Below are 19,016 nucleotides of genomic sequence, written 5' to 3'. Positions count from 1 at the left end.
CATGAGCGCGGAGCGCAAGCTCATTCCCATCCAGCCCGAGTCCGAACTGGTCCCGCTGTTCGAGGCCCAGAAGACGGTCTACCCGCGCACCGTCGCGGGCTTCTTCCAGAACTGGCGCTGGGCCCTGGTCTGGCTCACGCAGCTGGCCTTCTACGGCACCGCCTGGCTGCAGTGGGGCGAGCGGCAGGCGCTGCTGTTCGACCTGGAGGCGCGGCGCTTCTACATCTTCGGCCTGGTGCTGTACCCGCAGGACTTCATCTACCTGGCGGGCCTGCTGGTGATCTCGGCCCTGTCGCTGTTCCTGTTCACGGCCGTGGCTGGCCGGCTGTGGTGCGGCTTCTCGTGCCCGCAGACGGTGTACACCGAGATCTTCCTGTGGATCGAGCGGCGCATCGAGGGCGACCGCGGTGCGCGCATGAAGCTCGATGCGGCCCCGCTGTCGATGGAGAAGTTCGTCAAGAAGTGGTTCAAGCACACCGCCTGGATCGTCTTCGCGCTGTGGACCGGTTTCACCTTCGTGGGCTACTTCACGCCGATCCGCGAGCTGGCCATGTCCTTCATCACCACGACCATGGGCCCGTGGGAGGTCTTCTGGGTGCTGTTCTACGGCCTGGCCACTTACGGCAATGCCGGCTTCCTGCGCGAGCAGGTCTGCAAGTACATGTGCCCCTATGCGCGCTTCCAGAGCGCGATGTTCGACCGCGACACGCTGATCGTGAGCTACGACAGCGCCCGCGGCGAGCCGCGCGGCAGCCGCCCGCGCAACGCCGACGCGGCGGCGCGCGGCCTGGGTGCCTGCATCGACTGCACGCTGTGCGTGCAGGTCTGTCCGACCGGCATCGACATCCGCAAGGGCCTGCAGTACGAGTGCATCGGCTGCGGCGCCTGCGCCGACGTCTGCGACGGCGTGATGGACAAGATGGGCTACGCGCGCGGCCTCGTCAAGTTCACGACGCAACAAGGGCTGGCCAAGGGCTGGAGTCGCGCGCAGATCTGGCGCAGGGTGTTGCGCCCGCGCGTGCTGGTCTATGCCGGCGTGCTGCTCGCGATCTCGCTGGGCCTGGCCGTGAGCCTGGCGCTGCGCACGCCGTTCAAGGTGGACGTGGTGCGCGACCGCGGTGCCATGGCGCGCATCGTGGCCGGCGGCGCCATCGAGAACGTCTACCGGCTGCAGATCATGAACGCCACCGAGTCGCAGCAGCGCTTCGCCATCGCCGCGAGCGGGCTGCCCGGGCTCGTCGTCACATCCGAGCCCGAGGTCGAGGTCGACGCCACGGCCTCGCGCTGGGTCGCCGTGCGCCTGCAATTGCCGCTGCAGCAGGGCGGGGCGGCCGGTGGCTCGCACCCCATCCTTTTCGAACTGCGCATGCTGGACGGCAACGAGCAGGTGCGCGAGAAGTCCGTGTTCCTGGTTCCCCGGTGAGGAGACTCTGATGCAAGAACAACAGCAAGCGAGCCGCGTCGTGCGCCCCTGGTGGCGCTACGGCATGGTCTGGATGGTGATCGGCGGCCCGCTGGTGGTCGTGGTAGCCGGCATCGCGACGGCGGTGATCGCCTTCCGCGGGGCCGACCCGGTGGTCACGGCGCCGCCGGCGCAGGTCGCGGCCGAGGATGCCTTCGACCTGCAGCCCGCGATGGCGGGGCGCAACCACGCGGCGACCGGCGGCGTGCCGGCGCGGCGCTGAGGCAGGCCATGGCCGCGCGGCGCTGGATGTGGATCGCCTGGCCGGCCTTCCTGGCCGCCGGCGTGTTGGAGATCATCGTGTTCGCGCTGGTCGATCCGCACGACCTGCACTGGCTGGGCCGGGCGCTGGACTGGTCGGCGATGGCGGTCTACACCGCGAGCTTCTTCGCGTTCTGGGTGGTGGCCATGGCGGGCAGCGCGCTCACGCTGCTGCTGGCGACACCGGAGACGGTCAGTGGCAGACCTGGGGATTGACGATGCGGGCAAGCGCATCGGCATCGAGGATGCGCAGGTGCCGCTGCTTGACCTCGACGGTGCCGTCCTCCACGAACTTGGAGAAGGTGCGGCTCACGGTTTCGAGCTTGAGGCCCAGGTAGCTGCCGATCTCCTCGCGCGTCATGCGCAACACGAGTTCGCTGCGCGAGAAGCCGCGGGCATGCAGGCGCTTGACCAGGTTCAGCAGGAAGGCCGCCACGCGCTCCTCGGCGCGCATGCTGCCCAGGAGCAGCATCACGCCGTGTTCGCGCACGATCTCGCGGCTCATGATCTTGTGCACGTGGTGCTGCAGCGCGTTGACCTCGCGCGAGAGCTCTTCGAGCCGGTCGAAGGGCATCACGCAGACCTCGGCGTCTTCCAGCGCCACGGCGTCGCAGCTGTGCTTGTCGTTGACGATGCCGTCCAGGCCGATGATCTCGCCGGCCATCTGGAAGCCCGTCACCTGCTCGCGGCCGTCGTCGGTGGCCACCGTGGTCTTGAAGAAGCCGGTGCGGATCGCGTAGAGCGAGACGAACTTCTCGCCACTGTGGAACAGCGTGGCGCCGCGCTTCACGGACTTGCGCGTCGCGACCACTTCGTCGATGCGCTCGAGTTCCTGCTGGTCCAGCTGCATGGGCATGCACAGCTCACGCAGGTTGCAGTTGGAACAGGCGACTTTGATGGTGTGCGGCAGCATGGCGTCCTTTCATGACGTGACGCAAATTGTCTCAAAAATGAGCGAACAAAGGCTTGATCTTGATCAAGGTCTGGTCAGGTCGACGCAGGCACAGTCCAGAGTCTGAGGATTTCCCATGACGACTCCACTGGCTTGCCCTGCTGCCCACGCCATTCCCACCGAGGTGCTGCAGCGCTTCGACCGGCCCGGCCCGCGCTACACCTCCTACCCCACGGCCGACCGCTTCGTCGAGGCCTTCGGCCCGGACGACCTGCAGCAGGCGCTGGCGCAGCGCCGCCACGGCGGGGCGGGGCGGGCCTTGCCGCTCTCGCTGTACGTGCACATCCCGTTCTGCGAGTCGCTGTGCTACTACTGCGCCTGCAACAAGATCATCACCAAGCGCCATGAGAGGGCCGCGCCCTACCTGGACTACCTGGCGCGCGAGATCGACCTGTACGTGGCCGCGCTGGGCGAAGGCCAGCCGGTCTCGCAGCTGCACCTGGGCGGTGGCAGCCCGACCTTTCTGAACGATGCCGAACTGGCCCGGCTCATGGACCTCTTGCGCAGCCGCTTCGCGCTGGCGCCGGGCGGCGAATACGCCATCGAGATTGACCCGCGCACCGTGGACGCTGCGCGGCTGCAGCACCTCGCGGCGCTGGGCTTCAACCGGCTGTCGTTCGGCGTGCAGGACTTCGACCCCGCCGTGCAGAAGGCCGTGCACCGCGTGCAGCCCTACGCCCAGGTGGAGCAGCTGGTGCACAGCGCGCGCGGCCTGGGCTTCGAGTCCATCAATGTGGACCTGATCTACGGCCTGCCGCTGCAGACCCCGGCCTCGTTCGCGCAGACGCTGGAGCAGGTCGTCGCGTTGCGTCCCGAACGCATCGCGCTGTATGGCTATGCGCACCTGCCCGAGCGCTTCAAGCCGCAGCGCCGCATCCATGCCGAACAGCTGCCCGACGGCGCGGCGCGGCTGGCCATGCTGGGCGCGGCGCTGGCGCGTTTCGAAGCCGCCGGCTACGTCTACGTGGGCATGGACCATTTCGCGCTGCCCGGCGACGCGCTGGCCGTGGCCAAGCGCCAGGGCCGGCTGCACCGCAACTTCCAGGGCTACAGCACGCAGCCCGATTGCGACCTGATCGCGCTGGGCGTGTCGGGCATCGGCAAGATTGGCGCCAGCTACACGCAGAACGCCAAGACCATGGAGCAGTACTGCGACCTGCTGGACCAGGGTGCGCTGCCCGTGGTGCGCGGGCTGGCGCTCACGCGCGACGACCTGTTGCGCCGCAGCGTGATCATGGCGCTGATGTGCCAGGGCGCGCTGCAGTTCGAACCCGTCGAGCTGGCCTGGCTGATCGACTTCCGCCAGTATTTCAGAGCCGAACTGGAGCAGATGCGCGTGCTGCAGGACGACGGCCTGGTGCAGATCGACGCCCAGGGCCTGCAGGTCACGGCGACGGGCTGGTACCTGGTGCGCGCCGTGGCCATGGTGTTCGACCGCTACGTGCAGGCCGACCGCACCCGCGCGCGCTTCTCGCGCATCCTGTAATGGAACCACCCCGTTTGAACGGCTCACTGCGTGCAGCCATTCCATCCCCCTCCAGGGGCGCCGCCAGCGGCCGGGCAGAGCCCGTTCCGCGGCGTCCGCTGGCATGGCCTGCTCCGCGGCCTTCGGAGCAGTGGCTTGCGTCCCAGTTTCGTGTCCTGCGGGTGGCGCGCCAGCGCAATGGATAACTGAGATGGCCGCCGAACTGGGCATGACGGCGCTGCTGATGGGTCTGGCCGGCGGCCCGCACTGCGCGCTGATGTGCGGCGCGGCCTGTGCTGGCATCGGCCGCGCCGCCGGGCCGCAGGGCGGCCGCGCGCTGGCGCAATTCCATGCCGGCCGGGCCGCCGGCTACGCGGCCATGGGCGCGCTGGCCGCCTGGTCCATGCAGGGCCTGGGCTGGCTGGGCGGCGCCAGCGTGGCCTTGCGGCCACTCTGGAGCTTCGTGCACCTGGCCGCCATCGCGCTGGGGCTGGTGCTGTTGCTGCAGGCACGCCAGCCGGCCTGGCTGGAACGCCAGAGCCGGGCGCTGTGGCAGCGCGTGCGCGCGCTGGCGCCGCGGCGTGGCGGCAGTTTCCTTGTGGGCCTGGCCTGGGCGCTGATGCCCTGCGGCTTGCTGCAGGCGGCGCTGCTGACGGCGGCGCTCGCGGGCGATGTGGCCCGTGGTGCGGGCGCCATGCTGGCCTTCGCGGCCGGTTCCGCGCTGTCGCTGTGGGCGGCGCCCTGGCTGGTGCTGCGCCTGCCGGCGCTGGCCGGCGGGCCGCACGGCGTGCTGGCCGGTCGGGCGGAGGCACTCTCGGCCTGGGGCACGCGCCTGGCCGGCCTGGCCTTGCTGGGCAGTTCTTCCTGGGCGCTGTGGCACGGCCTTGTGCACGCACAGGCGCCCTGGTGCCTGCCGCGGTAAGCAACTGCGCTCCTGCTGGCACCACACCGCCGCCACATGGCGGCGGCATGCAATGCGCCAGGTGCAGTCGCCTCGTCGCCATCTGTCTATGACCGGCATTCTGGAGGCGACAGCCGGCCGGGGGATGCATGTCATCGCTGAAGTCCTGCCACGTAGCATGCATGCACGAAAGGGGGCTACAAGAAATAGCACACATGCACCTGGTTTCGCCATCGATACGTACCGGCCGCTGAATGGTCGGATCGCCAGAGCGCTGCCGGTCTCGCGCTGACCGCCTGCGCGAATCGCAGGGTGCACTCGTCGCCGCACGGGCCTTGCACGCTGCGCAGTTCATCGAAGGAGTACGCCATGAGATTTCAGCTTGGCATGGTCGCCGCAGCGGCGTTGGCCGGCCTGGGAACGGGAGCCCACGCGCAGGGCCAGGCCGATTCGATCTTCTCGCTGTCGGGCTTCGGCACCGCCGGCTTGGTGAGTACCAGCAGGGACGGGGCCGATTACGTGATTCCGGGCCAGGTCCGCGGCGGCAACAAGTCGTCCTGGAGCGGCGAAGTCGACAGCAAGCTCGGGGTGCAGCTCGGTGCCAAGTTCAACAACCAGTTCTCGGCCACGGTGCAGGTGCTCAGCAAGCAGGATGGCGACGGCAGCTTCTGGCCCGACATCGAATGGGCCTTCGCCAAGTGGCAGGTCACGCCCGGTCTGGCGCTGCGCGTCGGGCGCATCGGCGGGCCGTTCTTCGCGGTGTCCGATTTCCGTGACGTGGGCTATGCGAACACCTGGCTGCGCCCGCCCATCGATGTCTACGGCCAGGTGCCGGTCAGCCATTTCGACGGCGCCGACGTGAGCTGGCAGACCAGCGTGGCCGGCAAGACGCTGACGCTGCAGGCCTTCGGCGGCAAGGCCTCGTCCACCGTCGAGACGGTCAAGGTGGAGATCAAGTCGCTGGTCGGCGTCAACGCCACGCTGGAGCTGGTGGACGGCCTGAACCTGCGGCTGGGCCACGCGACGGGCAAGCTCACGGTGCATTCGACCGGGGCCGCCCAGCTTGTGAGCTTGCTGCGGCAGACACCGTTCGCCAGCGTGGGCGACGAGATCGACCCGACCGACAAGCGCGCCAGCTTCAGCGGCATCGGGCTGAGCTATGACGTGGGCAACTGGGTGGCCATGGCCGAGTACACCAAGCGCAAGACCAAGTCCTTCATCCCCGACACCACGGGCTGGTATGCGACGCTGGGCTACCGCATCGGCAAGTTCACGCCCTATGCCACGCTGTCGCGGCTCAAGACGGACGACACCAACGTCAACAACACCATCCCGGCCGTTCTGCCGCAGCGTGCGCTGGTGGATTACGCGGTGGGCCTGCAGAGCACGCCGCAGAAGACCATCGGACTGGGCGTGCGCTGGGATGCCATGCGCAACATCGCCGTGAAGGCCCAGATCGACAGCATCAAGACCACCGGCGCCGGCCAGTTCTACAACGCACTGCCGAGCTTCTCCGACAAGCGTGTCAGCGTCTACAGCCTGGCTGTGGACTTCGTGTTCTGAGGGGGCGCCGCATGAACCGCATCAGAATCCTCTGCACGCTGGCGCTGTCCGCTGCCGCGTTGTCCGCCCAGGCCCAGGTGGCCGTGGTGGTCGGCGCCAAAAGCGCCACGGCGGCCATGACGGCCGACCAGGTCGCAAGCATCTTCCTGGGCAAGAGCAACCAGTTGCCCAGCGGCGCGGCGGCAGCCGCCGCCGACCTGCCCGAGAGTGCCGCGGTGCGCGAGCAGTTCTACACCAAGGTCACGGGCAAGTCCTCGGCCCAGGTCAAGGCCGGCTGGTCGCGGCTGGTGTTCTCGGGCAAGGCCACGCCGCCCAAGGAACTGGCCAGCGCGGCCGATGTGAAGAGCTTCGTGGCGGCCAATCCGGACGCCATCGGCTACATCGAGAAATCGGCCGTCGATGGCTCGGTGAAGGTGGTGTTGAACGTGGATTGACGGCATGCCGCTCGGCGGTTCCGGTGCCGGCAGGCCGGAGCCGCTGCAGCGGCCACCCTGGAGCTTGGCATGAATCTGAAAACACGCATCGTGCTGTTGCCCGTCCTGGCGGCCGTGCTGTTCGGCATCGGCATCGCGGTGGTGCTGTTCTTTGCGACGCGCACGCAGGGTGCGATCGACCATGTCGGGGACGTCTCGCACCCCTACCTGGACGCGTCCAACACATTCGCCAGCCAGCTCGAAGGCCTGGGCAACACGGTGCAGAGCGCCGTGGCCGAGGGCGAGAAGAAGCGGCTCGACGAGGCGGCCGAGCGTGCCGCCGCCATGCGCAAGACGCTGGCGCGCATCCAGGCCATCCACGGCAAGGCCGAGGCGGCAGCGCAGCTCGAGCGCGACTTCGAGACCTACTACGCCGCGGCCGTGGAGACCGCGCAGCTGTTCCTGGGCATCAAGCAGGGCGACCAGGCCGGCTCCATCCCGCGCATGCAGGCGGCGCTCAAGCGCCTGGAAACCGAGCTGGGGACGATGCAGAAGGATGCCGGCACCAGCTTCGACGAGGACCTGGCGCGCGCCGAGACCGGCGTGCGTTCCGGTGTGGTGGTGACCGTGGCCAGCGGTCTCGTCGTGGTCGCCGTGCTGGCGCTGGGCTCGTGGCTGCTGATCGCCAACATCTGGCGCCAGCTCGGCGGCGAGCCGCAGTACGCGCGCGACGTGATGCGCCAGATGGCCGAGGGCGACCTGTCGCAGTCGATCAAGGTGGCAAGCGGCGCCGATGCCAGCCTGCTGGCGGCGGTGCGCGACATGGCGCAGGGCCTGGCCGCCATCGTCGCCAACGTGCGCGGCGGCACCGATGCGATGACCGTGGCCTCGCGCGAGATCGCGGCCGGCAACCAGGACCTGTCCGAGCGCACCGAGCGCCAGGCCAGCTCGCTGGAGCAGACCTCCTCGCACATGCAGCAGCTGACCGAGACCGTGCGCCAGAGCGCCGATGCGGCGCGCCAGGCCAACCAGCTGGCCGGCTCGGCCGCCAGCGTGGCGCAAAAGGGCGGCGAGCTGGTGAGCCAGGTGGTGACCACGATGGAGGACATCAGCGCCAGCTCGCGCAAGATCGGCGACATCATCGGCGTGATCGACGGCATCGCGTTCCAGACCAACATCCTCGCGCTGAACGCTGCGGTGGAGGCGGCACGCGCGGGCGAGCAGGGCCGTGGCTTCGCGGTGGTGGCCAGCGAGGTGCGTTCGCTGGCGCAGCGCAGCGCCGCGGCGGCGCGCGAGATCAAGGTGCTGATCGGGACCAACGTGGCGCGCGTGGGCTCGGGGGCGCTGCTGGTCAAGGACGCGGGCGCCACCATGGGCGAGATCGTGGCCAGCGTGCAGCGCGTGTCCGACATCATCGGCGAGGTGACGGCCGCCTCGACCGAGCAAAGCCAGGGCATCGCCGACGTGAACCAGTCCATCGTGCAGCTGGACCAGATGACGCAGCAGAACGCCGCGCTGGTCGAGCAGGCCGCCGCCGCCGCGGGCAGCATGCAGTCGCAGGCCGGCAACCTGCAGCAGGCGGTCGAGCGCTTCCGGCTCGGGGCGGTGGCGGCACCTGTGGCGCAGACCGCGCAAGCCGTGTCGACCTATGCCATGGCCACGACATAATGTTCCGATGCCAGGCCGCGTGCTGTTTTCGCCATGGATGACAAGAGCTCGCAGTTGATCGATGTCGGTCAACTCCGGCGCGGCCTGTTCATCCAGCTCGACCTGGGCTGGATGGACCATCCCTTCCCACGCGGCAGTTTCAAGATCACCTCGAGCAACCAGATCCGCACTATCCGCGCGCTGGGCCTGACGCAGGTGCGTTACTTCCCCGACCGCAGCGATCCCGAGGAGCCGCCTTCGGATTTCGGCGGTCTCTCCAGCAGCGGCGATGTGCGCTCCGAGGACGCGGTGCAGGACCGGCTGCAGGCCGAGGCCCGCGCCCTGCAGGCGCAGCGGCACCAGCAGCTCGCGACCCAGCAGGCCAACCTGCAGCACTGCGAGCAGCGCTTCGGCGAAGTGGTGCAGCTGTACCAGCGCGTGGTCGAGGAACTGCCCGCACGGCCCGTCGCCATGCGCGAGCAGTGCGAGGCGCTGGTGGCCCGCTGCGTGGCCGAGATCCTGGTCGATGGCGAGGCCACGATCCGCCTGTTGTCCGAGGGCACGGGCGAGAGCCAGGCCACGCACCCGGCCAACACCATGGTGCTGGCCCTGCTGCTGGGCCGGGCCCTGGGCCTGCCCGCGCATGGCCTGACCGAACTGGGCATCGCCGCGCTGCTGCACGACCTGGGCAAGCAGCAGTTGCCGGCGCGCCTGCGCATGCGCGACGAGCGCTACACGCCCGAAGACATGGCCATCTACCGCAGCCATGTGCGCGAGAGCGTGAAGACCGGCCGGCGCATGGGCCTGTCGGCCTGGGCGCTGCAGGCCATCGGGCAGCACCACGAGATGGCCGATGGCAGCGGCTTTCCCGCCGGTGTGCAGGGCGAGGACATGAGCACGGGCGGCAAGGTGCTCGCGCTCGTGAACCGCTACGACCGCCTGTGCAATCCCCCCCCCCTGGCGCAGGCGCAGGCGCTGACGCCGCACGAGGCGCTGGCGCTGACCTTCGCGCGCCACAAGGCCTGCTTCGACGCCGAGGTGCTGGGCGCCTTCATCCGCATGATGGGCGTGTACCCGCCGGGCTCGGTGGTGCAACTGGCCAACGAGCGTTATGCGCTGGTGGTGTCGGTCAACTCCACGCGCCCGCTCAAGCCGCGCGTGCTCGTGCACGACCCGGCCGTGCCGCCCGACCAGGCCCTCATCCTGGACCTGGAATCGGTGCCGGAGCAAGGGATCCGCCGCAGCCTCAAGCCGGCGCAGCTGCCTGCGAGCGCGCGAGCCTACCTGGCGCCCGTGTCGCGCGTGCGCTGCTTCTACGAACACCAGGTGCCGGCGCGGCCAGCCGTTGCGGTATGAGGTCCGACAGGCCGACGCGGCCCAGGCCCACATGGCGGCGGCGCGCCGCGGTGCTCACTCTTTCCATGCGTTTGCCTCTGGTCACCGCCGCACTGCTCGTTCCGTTCGCGGGCGCGGGGTCCGCCTGGGGCCAGACCAACACCGTGGAGCAGGTGTACCAAAGCGATCTTGCGATCTGCAACAGCGGCCAGCTGTCGGCCCCGGCGCGCGAGGCTTGCGTGCGCGAGGCAGGCCGCCGGCGCGATGCCGCGCGCGGCGGGCCGCCGCCGGAGATACCGCAGACCACGCCGGACGGCCGCGCCACCGTGGTCACACCCGAGGGTGCGCCGCCACCACCGACCTCGTCCGACCCCGTGCCTTCGCGCGACGGCCGGGCCAACGTCGTGCCGGCCCGCTGAGCGACGCCGAGTGCGCGGCGCTCAAGCGCGCTGCGAATCCAGAAGTTCTTTGTTCTTCGCCACCTCCTGCGCCCTGGCGTAGCTTTCGATCAACAACTGGTACGGCGGAAACACCGCGCTGTAGGCCTCGGCCCATTGCAGCGCGTCCTCGCGGTGCCAGGTCTTTTGCACCTCCGAGCACACGGCGGCGGTGTCCATCGGCACGACGCCGGCCTGCACGATGCGCGCCAGCGTGATTTCCTGGGCCATCTTGGAGTAGGTGCCGGAGGCGTCGAGCACCGCGAACACCTGGTAGCCCGCATGCACTGCGGCGATGCTTGGGAAGGCCATGCACACGCTGGTGATGGTGCCGGCGATGATGAGCTGGCGGCGCCCTGTGGCCTGCACGGCAGCCACGAACTCGGCGTTGTCCCAGGCATTGATCTCCCCCTTGCGCGCGACGTACTGCGCGTGCGGGGCGTATTGGTGGATCTCGGGGATCAGCGGGCCGTTCGGTCCCTGCGGCACCGATGCCGTGGTGATGACCGGGATCTTCGCCAGCGTGGCGACCTTGGCCAGCGTGGTGGCGTTGGCGCGCACCTCGGTGAAAGGCATGTCCTTGATGGTCTGGAACAGGCCGCTCTGGTGGTCGATCAGCAGCATCGCCGCGTTGTCGGCGTCGATGACGGGCCGGGCGCCGTTGAAGTTGGCGATGGTATTGGAGGGGGTCATGGTGGTCTCCCGTGCTTACTTGCCCTGGGTGAGCATGGTGTGGCTGGTGATCAGGTTGCGGTAGTCGGGGATGTGGTTGGAGAACAGGGTGCCCAAACCCTCCACGTCGTTGCGCCAGTCGCGGTGCAGCTCGCAGGCGGCGCCGAACCAGCTCATGAGTTGCACGCCCGCTTGCGACATGCGGTCCCACGCCGCCTGGCGGGTGATCTCGTTGAATGTGCCGGAGGCGTCGGTGATGACGAACACATCGAAGCCGGCCTCGATGGCCGACAGCGCCGGAAAAGCCACGCACACCTCGGTCACCACGCCGGCGATGATGAGCTGCTTTCTGCCGGTGGCCTTCACCGCCTTGACGAAGTCCTCGTTGTCCCAGGCGTTGATGTTGCCGGGCCGGGCGATGTAGGGCGCGTCGGGGAACTGGCTTTTCAGCTCCGGTACCAATGGGCCGTTGGGACCATTCTCGAAGCTGGTGGTCAGCACGGTCGGCAACGCGAAGTAGCTGGCCATGTCGGCCAGCGCCAGCACGTTGTTCTTGAACTTGTCGGGGTCGATGTCGCGCACCAGGGACAACAGGCCGGTCTGGTGGTCCACCAGCAGCACGGCGGCATCGTTCTTGTCGAGTCGGACATAGGGTTTGGTCATGGTGTCTCTCCTTGGGGTCGCAAAATGGCCCGGAACGGGCGGAAAAAACGGCCTCGTTGCCGGGGCCGCCGGATGTCAGGCCGCCATCCGGCCGAACCGGCCGGCATGGAAGTCGGCCATGGCTTGCTGGATCTCGGTCTGGCTGTTCATCACGAACGGGCCGTAGCCCACGATGGGCTCGGCGATCGGTTCGCCCGACAGCCACAGCACGGTGGCGTCGCCGTTGGCTTCGATGGCCACGCCGCTGCCGGCGCGGTCCAGGTGCACCAACTGCCCTTCACGGGCGATGGTGTCGCCGTTGACCTGCACCGTGCCGTGCAGCACCACCAGCGCGAGCGTGTGGCCCGGCTGGGCATCGAAGCGGGCCGTGCCGCCTTGCGCGATGCGGATGTCCCACACGTCCATCGGCGTGAAGGTGCGCGCCGGGCCGCGTTGGCCATCGAACGCGCCGGCGATCACCCGCACGCGGCCTGCGTCGTCCGGCAGCGCCACCGAGGGAATCTGCGCATCCAGCAGGGTCTGGTAGTGCGCGTCGCTCATCTTGTCCTTGGCCGGCAGGTTGACCCAGAGCTGCACCATCTCGATCGTGCCGCCGCGCGCGGTGAAGGCGCGCGAGTGGAACTCCTCGTGCAGGATGCCGCCGCCGGCCGTCATCCACTGCACGTCGCCCGGGCCGATCAGGCCGCCAGCCCCGGTGGAGTCGCGGTGCTCCAGCTCGCCCTGGTAGACGATGGTCACAGTCTCGAAGCCGCGGTGCGGATGCTGGCCGACGCCGCGCGGCTGTGCGGCCGGCGCGAACGGCGTGGGCGCCGCGTGGTCGAGCAGCAGGAACGGGCTCAGGTGCTTGCCCAGGCCGTCGTAGCCGAACAGCGAACGCACCGGAAAACCATCGCCCACCCAGTGCGGACGGGGGGCGCTGTAGACACCGAGGATCTTCTTCATGTGCATCTCCTTGCTTCGCCAGGACACCGGTCCTGGCCGATGGAGAGAGAATAGGATTTGAACGCCGCTCCCGGTAGTCGCCGATATTTGCCATCAGCGTTCTATTTTTTGAACGATGCAAGACCTCAACGACCTCTACTACTACGTGCAGGTGGTGGACCACGGCGGTTTCGCGCCGGCCGGCCGGGCGCTGGGCGTGCCCAAGTCCAAGCTCAGCCGGCGCATCGCGCTGCTGGAAGAGCGCCTGGGCACGCGCTTGATCCAGCGCTCGACGCGGCGCTTTGCCGTGACCGAGACCGGCCAGACCTACTACGGCCACTGCAAGGCGATGCTGGTGCAGGCCGAGGCCGCGGACGAGGCCATCGCGCTGACGCATGCGGAGCCGCGCGGCGTGGTGCGCATGAGCTGCCCGGTGGCGCTGCTGGACACACGCGTGGCCGACATGGTGGCGGCCTTCCTCGCCGCCCATCCGCGCGTGGAGCTGCACCTGGAGGAAACCAACCGCCGCGTGGACGTGGTGGGCGAAGGCATCGACGTGGCCATCCGCGTGCGCCCGCCGCCGATCGAGGACAGCGAGCTGGTGATGCGCGTGCTGGCCGAGCGCGGCCAGTGCCTGGTGGCCTGCCCGCGGCTGCTGTCGGGCGGGATTCCCGCGGTGCCGGCCGATCTGGCGGGCCTGCCGAGCATGGACTTGGGGCTGCCGCAGCACGAGCATGTGTGGAACCTGGTCGGGCCCGACGGCGCGCAGGTGGCTTTGCGCCACCGGCCGCGCCTGGTCACGCGCGGCATGGTGGCGCTGCGGGCGGCGGCCATCGCCGGCGTGGGCGTGGTGCAGCTGCCCTCGATGATGGTGCGCGAGCAGATCGCGCGCGGCGTGCTGGTCCACGTGATCCCGGGCTGGGCGCCGCGGCGCGAGATCATCCACGCGGTGTTCGCCTCGCGGCGCGGCCTGCTGCCGGCCGTTCGGGCGCTGGTGGAGTTCCTGGCGGACCGGTTCCAGGCGCTGGACGAGGACTGAAGCAGCGCCTGCCTGCGCTTCAGAACACGCCCAGCGCCAGGCCCGCGGCCAGCCCTGCGCCCAGTTCCTCGGCGCGCTGCAGGTCGGCCGCGCCGATCTGTTTGGGCGCGAGGATCTGCGCGGGCGTCTGCGCATGGGTGCAGACGATCAGCGGCTCGGCCGCGGCCTGGAGCCGCCAGCCCGTCGCGATGCGCGCGATCTGCCGCGCCGCGTTGCTGCCATCGCTGCCGGCGCAGACCAGCGTGGCGTAGGACCGGCCCTGGATGCGGTCCAGCACCGGGTAGTAGCAGCGGTCGAAGAAGTCCTTCATGAGGCCTGCGATGGCGGCCAGGTTCTCGGGCGTGGCGAACAGGTAGCCATCGGCTGCGAGCAGGTCGTCGGGGCCGGCCTGCTCCGCACGCAGCAGCCGCGTGCCCACGCCGGGCTCGGTCTGCGCGCCCCGCAGTGCGGCTTGGGCCAGCTGCGCCGTGCCGCCGGTCATGCTGTGGTGGACGATCAGCAGCGTCTTCTTCATGGGGCGGCCATGATAGGCGCGGCCGCGCGCAGGTCGGCCAGCCAGCCGGCGAAGGCGGACTCGGGGTCGGGCGCGTCCATGCGCAGCAGCGCTGCCGGGTGCAGGGTGACCAGGACGGGCAGGCCGTCGGCACGGCGCAGCCATTGGCCGCGCGTCTCGCCGATGGGCACGGCACGGCCCAGCAGCGCACGCGCTGCGGTGGCGCCCAGCGCCACGGCCGCGCGCGGGCGCACCAGGCCGATCTCGCGCTCCAGCCACTGGCTGCAGATCGCGGCCTCCTTCTGCCCGGCGGTCTTGTGCAGCCTGCGCTTGCCGCGCAGTTCGTACTTGAAGTGCTTGACGGCGTTGGTGAGGTACAGCGCCTCGGACGGCCAGCCCAGCTGCTCCAGCGCACGCCGCAGCAACTGGCCGGCCGGGCCGACGAAGGGCTGGCCGCGCAGGTCTTCCTGGTCGCCGGGCTGCTCGCCCACCAGCATGAGGGCCGCCCCCGGCAGTCCTTCGCCGTGCACGGCCTGGGTCGCGTGCTGGCCGATCGGACAGTCGCGGCATTGGGCCGTGGCCAGGCGCAGCGCGGCCAGCGTGTCGGGCGCGGCGGTCTCGGCCGGGCGCTGGTCCAGGCGCAGCGCGATGGAGGCGGCCGGCCGGCGGTGCTGCGGATCGCTGGCGGCTTCTTCGAGCATGCGGCCGCTGCGTTGCGCCGCCGCGTGCATGAGCGGGGAGATCAGCTGGGCCTCGGGCAGGTTCTTCCAGTAGCGGCGCGGCATCTCCTTTTGCATCATCGCGGGCTTGAGCCGGGCCGGATTGAAGATGTGGGCGTAGTAGGTCAGCCAGAGCTGCTCGCCGGCATCGGGGCCGGGCGCGTCCTCGCGGCGCGCGCCGGGGCCGAAGGCCAGCGCCTGGCCGTCCCAATGGGCGCTGCGCTCGGGCGTCAGGATGGCCCAGTGCATCTGCGCGAAGCGGCGCGCGAAGAAGGGGGCGGTGGCGATGAGCGTGTGGTGCTCGGGTTCGAACCAGGCCACGTGCCGGCCACCGTGCAGCGGACGAAAGCGCACGAAGGCCGTCATCTTGTGCATGTCGCGCCGCACCGCGCGGGCCATGCGCTCGGCCAGCAGGCGGTCGGCGTCGAGCGGGTCCTCGCGCAGGCCGGGTTCGGCCAGCAGGCGCCAGACGAGGCGGTACAGCAGCGCGAAGCGGCCCGGGTCGCGGTGCAGCGCGGCGCTTTCGAGCAGCGCCACCATGTCGGCTGGCAGGCGGAACGGCGCGGCGGTGGCGGCTTGCGGCGCGTGGGGGCCGTCGTCGAACAGGTCGCCTGCGTCGGCCAGCTGCCATTGCACGGCCTCGGGCGGCAGCTGCTGCGCAACGAGGCGGCGCACCGCGGCCTTGAAGCTGGCCAGGTCGTCGGGCGCGGCCAGCCGCACCGCATGCACCCGTTCAAGCGTCCGCATGGGCATCGAACAGCGAGGCCTGGCGCGGCGGGGGCCGCAGCCGGGCCGCCAGCTGCGCACTGTCCAGCCCGCGCGCGGTGGCGCCCGGCACGCTCACGAAGGGCAGCAGCTTGCGCAGCGGCACGCCCAGGCGGCCCAGGTCGTCCACGCGCAGCACGCGCAGGCGGCGCGCCAGCAGCAGGCGGTCGACCGACTTCACGCCCAGGCCCGGCACGCGCAGCAGCAGCTCGCGCGGCGCGCGGTTCAGGTCGACCGGGAAGCGCTCGCGGTGCGCCAGCGCCCAGGCCAGCTTGGGGTCGATGTCCAGCGCCAGCATGCCGTCGCTGCCGCCGGCGATCTCGTCGTGCGCGAAGCCGTAGAAGCGCATCAGCCAGTCGGCCTGGTAGAGCCGGTGCTCGCGCACCAGCGGTGGCGCGGCGGGCGGCAGCTGGCGCGAGGCGTCGGGGATGGGGCTGAAGGCCGAGTAGTAGACGCGGCGCAGCCGGTAGGACCCGTAGAGGGTGGCGCTGGTGGCGAGGATGCTGCTGTCGGTGGCGGCGTCGGCGCCGACGATCATCTGCGTGCTCTGGCCGGCCGGCGCGAAGCGCGGCGCCTCGGCCGGCCGGGGCCGCACCGCGGGCAGCGAGGTGGGCCGCGCTGCCGTGCGTTCGCCCTTGGCGTCGTCGATGTGCACGCGCAGCCGCGCCATCGAGCGGCGGATGGCCTGGCCGTCCTTCTCGGGCGCCAGCGCCACCAGGCCTTCGCTGGTCGGCAGCTCGATGTTGATGCTCAGGCGGTCGGCGTAGCGGCCGGCGCGGGCCAGCAGCTCAGGATGGGCCTCGGGAATGGTCTTGAGGTGGATGTAGCCGCGAAAGTCGTGGTCCTCGCGCAGGCTGCGCGCCACCTCGACCACGAGTTCCATGGTGCGGTCCGGGCTGTGGATGATGCCGGAGGACAGGAACAGGCCCTCGATGCAGTTGCGCCGGTAGAAGTCCAGCGTGAGCTGCACCACCTCCGCGGTCGTGAAGCGCGCGCGCGGCACATTGCTGCTGACGCGGTTCACGCAGTACAGGCAGTCGTACAGGCACCAGTTGGTCAGCAGCACCTTGAGCAGCGAGATGCAGCGGCCGTCCGGCGCATAGCTGTGGCAGATGCCGGCGCCCTCGGTGGAGCCGATGCCGCGCCCGCCCACCGAGTCGCGCTTCGCCGTGCCGCTGGACGCGCAGGAGGCGTCGTACTTGGCGGCGTCGGCGAGGATGGCGAGCTTGCGGTCCAGTTCCATGGCAGGGCCATGATACTGGGTAAAAAAACAGCATCAAACGAAGTGGCTTTCCGCCGCGCGCGCCTGCAGCGCGAGGTCGGGGTAGTTGCTGAACACCCCGTCCATGCCCCAGCCCATGAACTTGCGGTACTCGGGCAGGGCGCTGGCCGCACGCGCCTCGTTGAAGGTGTAGCCGTGCACCGTGAGGCCGGCCGCGTGCGCCATCGCGATGAAGCTGCGCGACATGCCCTCGCCGCGGATGTTGACGCCGACACCGCTTGCGAAGCCCGCGATCTGGGCCAGGTCCATGGCCAGCAGGCGGTTCGCCGAACCGCTGAGCAGCACCAGGCGGTAGCCCAGGCCCAGCGCCTGCTGGCGCCGGCCGAGTCCGCGCACCGTGTCGGCGTCGAAGGACTGCAGGAAGACCTTGTCGCTGCCCACGTAGCCCGCCGCCGACAGCACGTTGAGCAGGTGGCTGGCCAGGCGCGGGCCGGCTTGCTTGGCTTCGGGATACAGGCCGATGGCACGCGTGCCTTCGGCCTCCAGCCGGCGCACCAGTCCGATGATCTCCTCCAGCGTGGGCACGCGCAGCGGATGGGCGCTGCTGGGCTTGAAGCCGGCCACGCTCAGTGCGGCGCTGCCTTGCGGCCGCATCGCCAGCTGGCGAATTTCCTCCAGCGAGAAGTCGGCCACGCGCCAGCCGCCGTTGCGCGCCCCGAAACGGGTGGCGGCGTCGGTGGTGCGCTCCAGCGTCGCGTCGTGCATGGCCACCAGCTGGCCATCGCGCGTGAGGTGCAGGTCGGGTTCGATGCAATCGGCGCCCATGCGCACGGCCAGCTCGTAGGCGGCCAGCGTGTGTTCAGGCAGGTAGCCGGAGGCGCCGCGGTGGGCGATGACCAGGGGCGCGGCACCGTCGCGCGTGGGCCAGCGCTTCCTGCGCTCGGCATGCACCGGCAGGCAGCTGGCCGCGGCCAGCGCCAGCGCGGTGCGGCGGGAAACCAGGGGAGTTCGCATGGCCCCATGTTAGGGCACGGCCTGCGGCGCCTCCGCCAAGGGCTTCAAGCCAGCAGCTTGCGCCGGCGCGTGGCGATGCAGAGCATGGCCAGGCCGACCGCGAACAGGGCCAGTTGGCTGGGTTCGGGCACCTCGGCAACGGCTTCGCCGGGCAGCGTGGCCACCGGCACCACGTCGGGGCGCTCGGGCTGGATCGGCTCGGGCAGCTTGTAGGCGGCCACCTCGGTGGCCTGGAAGCTGCGCGTGCCCGGCAGCGTCAGCTGCGCCTGCCAGTCGCCCACCACCACGTTGCCGCTGATGGTGCCGTTGCCGCCCTTCACCGTGGCGTTGGGCGCCAGGATGCTCGCGTCCAGCGCGATGCCGGCGAAGGTGATGCTCTGGGCTTCGTAGAAGTTCAGCAGCACGTTGTAGCCGGACAGGCCGCCCAGCATGCCGTTGGACAGCGTCAAGTTGCTGCCGCCGATGTTGAAGATCAGGGTGCTGCCGTACGCCAGGTTGGCCAGGTTGCTCCAGCCGTTGCCGGTGAAGTCGCTGGCGGTGAGCTGGAACACCTCGACCGCGCTCTGCGTGCCGGACAGGTACAGGCCACCCCATTGGCTCTGGCTGCTGCCGGTGGCGCCCAGGCCCGCCAGGCCGCTGGACAGGCTGCCCATCTGCTGAGCCAGGGCGGCGAAGCCCAGCGGCGCCTCGCCGGAGAGCCATTGGCCGTTGATGCTCATGCCCTGGGTGTCGCGCGTGCCGCCGACATAGGCGTTGCCGGCGATGGAGCCATTGCGGTAGGCGAGGTCGCCGCCGACGACCAGGCTCTTGCCGTTCAGCGCGAAGCCATTGGCCGCGAAATCGCCGGCGACGGCGACGTTGCCGCCAATGCTGTTGTTGTTGCTCTTGAAGTCGCCAAAGCTGACCAGGCTGTAGGCGCTGGCCAGGCCCAGGTCGACCGGCGCGGCGAAGGCCGTCGAAGCACCGAGGAGGGCGGCGAAACCGAGCAGAAGGCGAGACGATTTGAACATTCTGAATCCTGAAACTCGTGCCGAAACCGGCGTAAAACTGAGCGAGTGAGCAGGATTGTGTT

The 19,016-nt window shown here is 70.0% G+C and carries 20 protein-coding genes; 11 read left to right on the top strand and 9 right to left on the bottom strand.

Features of this window, described 5'->3' with window-relative positions; all coding sequences use genetic code 11:
* Window position 1 precedes the first annotated feature (1 nt).
* The 3 genes from ccoG to ACSQ4M_RS26035 are packed head-to-tail and all read left to right on the top strand — an operon-like array spanning window position 2 to window position 1,939.
* The gene (gene ccoG, locus ACSQ4M_RS26045) at window positions 2–1,423 is read left to right on the top strand and encodes a cytochrome c oxidase accessory protein CcoG (RefSeq protein WP_436192293.1); all 1,422 of its coding nucleotides are present in this window, start codon (window positions 2–4) and stop codon (window positions 1,421–1,423) included.
* A gap of 10 nt (window positions 1,424–1,433) precedes the next feature.
* Window positions 1,434–1,685 carry a nitrogen fixation protein FixH gene (locus ACSQ4M_RS26040; protein ID WP_436192292.1) on the top strand — a complete coding sequence of 84 codons (252 nt, stop codon included), beginning with the start codon at window positions 1,434–1,436 and terminating at the stop codon, window positions 1,683–1,685.
* A gap of 8 nt (window positions 1,686–1,693) precedes the next feature.
* Window positions 1,694–1,939, top strand: a complete 246-nt coding sequence (locus ACSQ4M_RS26035; RefSeq protein WP_436192291.1) for a hypothetical protein — start codon at window positions 1,694–1,696, stop codon at window positions 1,937–1,939.
* On the opposite strand, the gene fnr is transcribed toward ACSQ4M_RS26035, so the two are convergent.
* Window positions 1,917–2,636, bottom strand: coding sequence for a fumarate/nitrate reduction transcriptional regulator Fnr (fnr, locus tag ACSQ4M_RS26030; protein WP_436192290.1), 720 nt, complete (start codon window positions 2,634–2,636; stop codon window positions 1,917–1,919). The two genes, ACSQ4M_RS26035 and fnr, sit on opposite strands and share 23 nt — an antisense overlap.
* A gap of 115 nt (window positions 2,637–2,751) precedes the next feature.
* Between fnr and hemN the strand changes: the two genes are divergently transcribed.
* The 7 genes from hemN to ACSQ4M_RS25995 all read left to right on the top strand — a co-directional run bounded on the left by hemN (window position 2,752) and on the right by ACSQ4M_RS25995 (window position 10,418).
* Window positions 2,752–4,161: an oxygen-independent coproporphyrinogen III oxidase gene (hemN, locus tag ACSQ4M_RS26025; protein WP_436192289.1), complete on the top strand. Its 1,410-nt coding sequence runs from the start codon at window positions 2,752–2,754 to the stop codon at window positions 4,159–4,161.
* 190 nt (window positions 4,162–4,351) lie between these two features.
* Complete coding sequence (locus tag ACSQ4M_RS26020; protein ID WP_436192288.1) at window positions 4,352–5,062, top strand: sulfite exporter TauE/SafE family protein; 711 nt, start codon at window positions 4,352–4,354, stop codon at window positions 5,060–5,062.
* A gap of 348 nt (window positions 5,063–5,410) precedes the next feature.
* Window positions 5,411–6,604, top strand: coding sequence for a porin (locus ACSQ4M_RS26015; RefSeq protein ID WP_436192287.1), 1,194 nt, complete (start codon window positions 5,411–5,413; stop codon window positions 6,602–6,604).
* 11 nt (window positions 6,605–6,615) lie between these two features.
* A complete protein-coding gene (locus ACSQ4M_RS26010; RefSeq protein ID WP_436192286.1) occupies window positions 6,616–7,038 on the top strand; it encodes a hypothetical protein in 423 nt (140 codons plus the stop codon).
* A gap of 69 nt (window positions 7,039–7,107) precedes the next feature.
* Window positions 7,108–8,685, top strand: coding sequence for a methyl-accepting chemotaxis protein (locus tag ACSQ4M_RS26005; protein WP_436192285.1), 1,578 nt, complete (start codon window positions 7,108–7,110; stop codon window positions 8,683–8,685).
* A gap of 33 nt (window positions 8,686–8,718) precedes the next feature.
* Window positions 8,719–10,020, top strand: coding sequence for an HD-GYP domain-containing protein (locus tag ACSQ4M_RS26000; RefSeq protein WP_436192284.1), 1,302 nt, complete (start codon window positions 8,719–8,721; stop codon window positions 10,018–10,020).
* A gap of 65 nt (window positions 10,021–10,085) precedes the next feature.
* On the top strand, window positions 10,086–10,418 hold the full coding sequence (locus ACSQ4M_RS25995; RefSeq protein ID WP_436192283.1) for a hypothetical protein: 333 nt from the start codon (window positions 10,086–10,088) through the stop codon (window positions 10,416–10,418).
* A 21-nt stretch (window positions 10,419–10,439) separates the two neighbouring features.
* Here the strand turns inward: ACSQ4M_RS25995 and ACSQ4M_RS25990 are convergent, their stop codons facing one another.
* The 3 genes from ACSQ4M_RS25990 to ACSQ4M_RS25980 all read right to left on the bottom strand — a co-directional run bounded on the left by ACSQ4M_RS25990 (window position 10,440) and on the right by ACSQ4M_RS25980 (window position 12,713).
* Window positions 10,440–11,129 (bottom strand): isochorismatase family protein, encoded by a 690-nt coding sequence (locus ACSQ4M_RS25990; protein WP_436192282.1) that lies wholly within the window; start codon window positions 11,127–11,129, stop codon window positions 10,440–10,442.
* Window positions 11,130–11,144: 15 nt separating this feature from the next.
* A complete protein-coding gene (ycaC, locus tag ACSQ4M_RS25985) occupies window positions 11,145–11,771 on the bottom strand; it encodes an isochorismate family cysteine hydrolase YcaC (RefSeq protein WP_436192281.1) in 627 nt (208 codons plus the stop codon).
* A 75-nt stretch (window positions 11,772–11,846) separates the two neighbouring features.
* The gene (locus tag ACSQ4M_RS25980; protein ID WP_436192280.1) at window positions 11,847–12,713 is read right to left on the bottom strand and encodes a pirin family protein; all 867 of its coding nucleotides are present in this window, start codon (window positions 12,711–12,713) and stop codon (window positions 11,847–11,849) included.
* Between the two features lie 115 nt (window positions 12,714–12,828).
* Between ACSQ4M_RS25980 and ACSQ4M_RS25975 the strand changes: the two genes are divergently transcribed.
* Entirely contained in the window at window positions 12,829–13,731 is a 903-nt protein-coding gene (locus ACSQ4M_RS25975; RefSeq protein WP_436192279.1) for a LysR family transcriptional regulator, read from the top strand.
* 19 nt (window positions 13,732–13,750) lie between these two features.
* Here the strand turns inward: ACSQ4M_RS25975 and ACSQ4M_RS25970 are convergent, their stop codons facing one another.
* Genes ACSQ4M_RS25970 through ACSQ4M_RS25950 form a run of 5 tightly spaced genes read right to left on the bottom strand, consistent with a single transcriptional unit; the run spans window position 13,751 to window position 18,954 of the window.
* Window positions 13,751–14,245 carry a flavodoxin family protein gene (locus ACSQ4M_RS25970; RefSeq protein ID WP_436192278.1) on the bottom strand — a complete coding sequence of 165 codons (495 nt, stop codon included), beginning with the start codon at window positions 14,243–14,245 and terminating at the stop codon, window positions 13,751–13,753.
* Window positions 14,242–15,690, bottom strand: a complete 1,449-nt coding sequence (locus tag ACSQ4M_RS25965; protein ID WP_436192277.1) for a UdgX family uracil-DNA binding protein — start codon at window positions 15,688–15,690, stop codon at window positions 14,242–14,244. The genes ACSQ4M_RS25970 and ACSQ4M_RS25965 overlap by 4 nt, the downstream gene beginning before the upstream one ends.
* Entirely contained in the window at window positions 15,677–16,951 is a 1,275-nt protein-coding gene (locus ACSQ4M_RS25960) for a putative DNA modification/repair radical SAM protein (RefSeq protein WP_436192276.1), read from the bottom strand. Before ACSQ4M_RS25960 ends, ACSQ4M_RS25965 begins: the two co-directional genes overlap by 14 nt.
* 33 nt (window positions 16,952–16,984) lie before the next feature.
* Window positions 16,985–17,944, bottom strand: a complete 960-nt coding sequence (locus tag ACSQ4M_RS25955; protein WP_436192275.1) for a glycerophosphodiester phosphodiesterase family protein — start codon at window positions 17,942–17,944, stop codon at window positions 16,985–16,987.
* 44 nt (window positions 17,945–17,988) lie between these two features.
* Window positions 17,989–18,954, bottom strand: a complete 966-nt coding sequence (locus tag ACSQ4M_RS25950; protein ID WP_436192274.1) for a choice-of-anchor A family protein — start codon at window positions 18,952–18,954, stop codon at window positions 17,989–17,991.
* Between the last annotated feature and the right edge of the window lie 62 nt (window positions 18,955–19,016).

The sequence above is a fragment of the Pseudorhodoferax sp. LjRoot39 genome (assembly GCF_964253035.1).
Lineage (GTDB): Bacteria > Pseudomonadota > Gammaproteobacteria > Burkholderiales > Burkholderiaceae_C > Pseudorhodoferax.
This window is presented reverse-complemented; position numbering and strand designations above follow the sequence as displayed.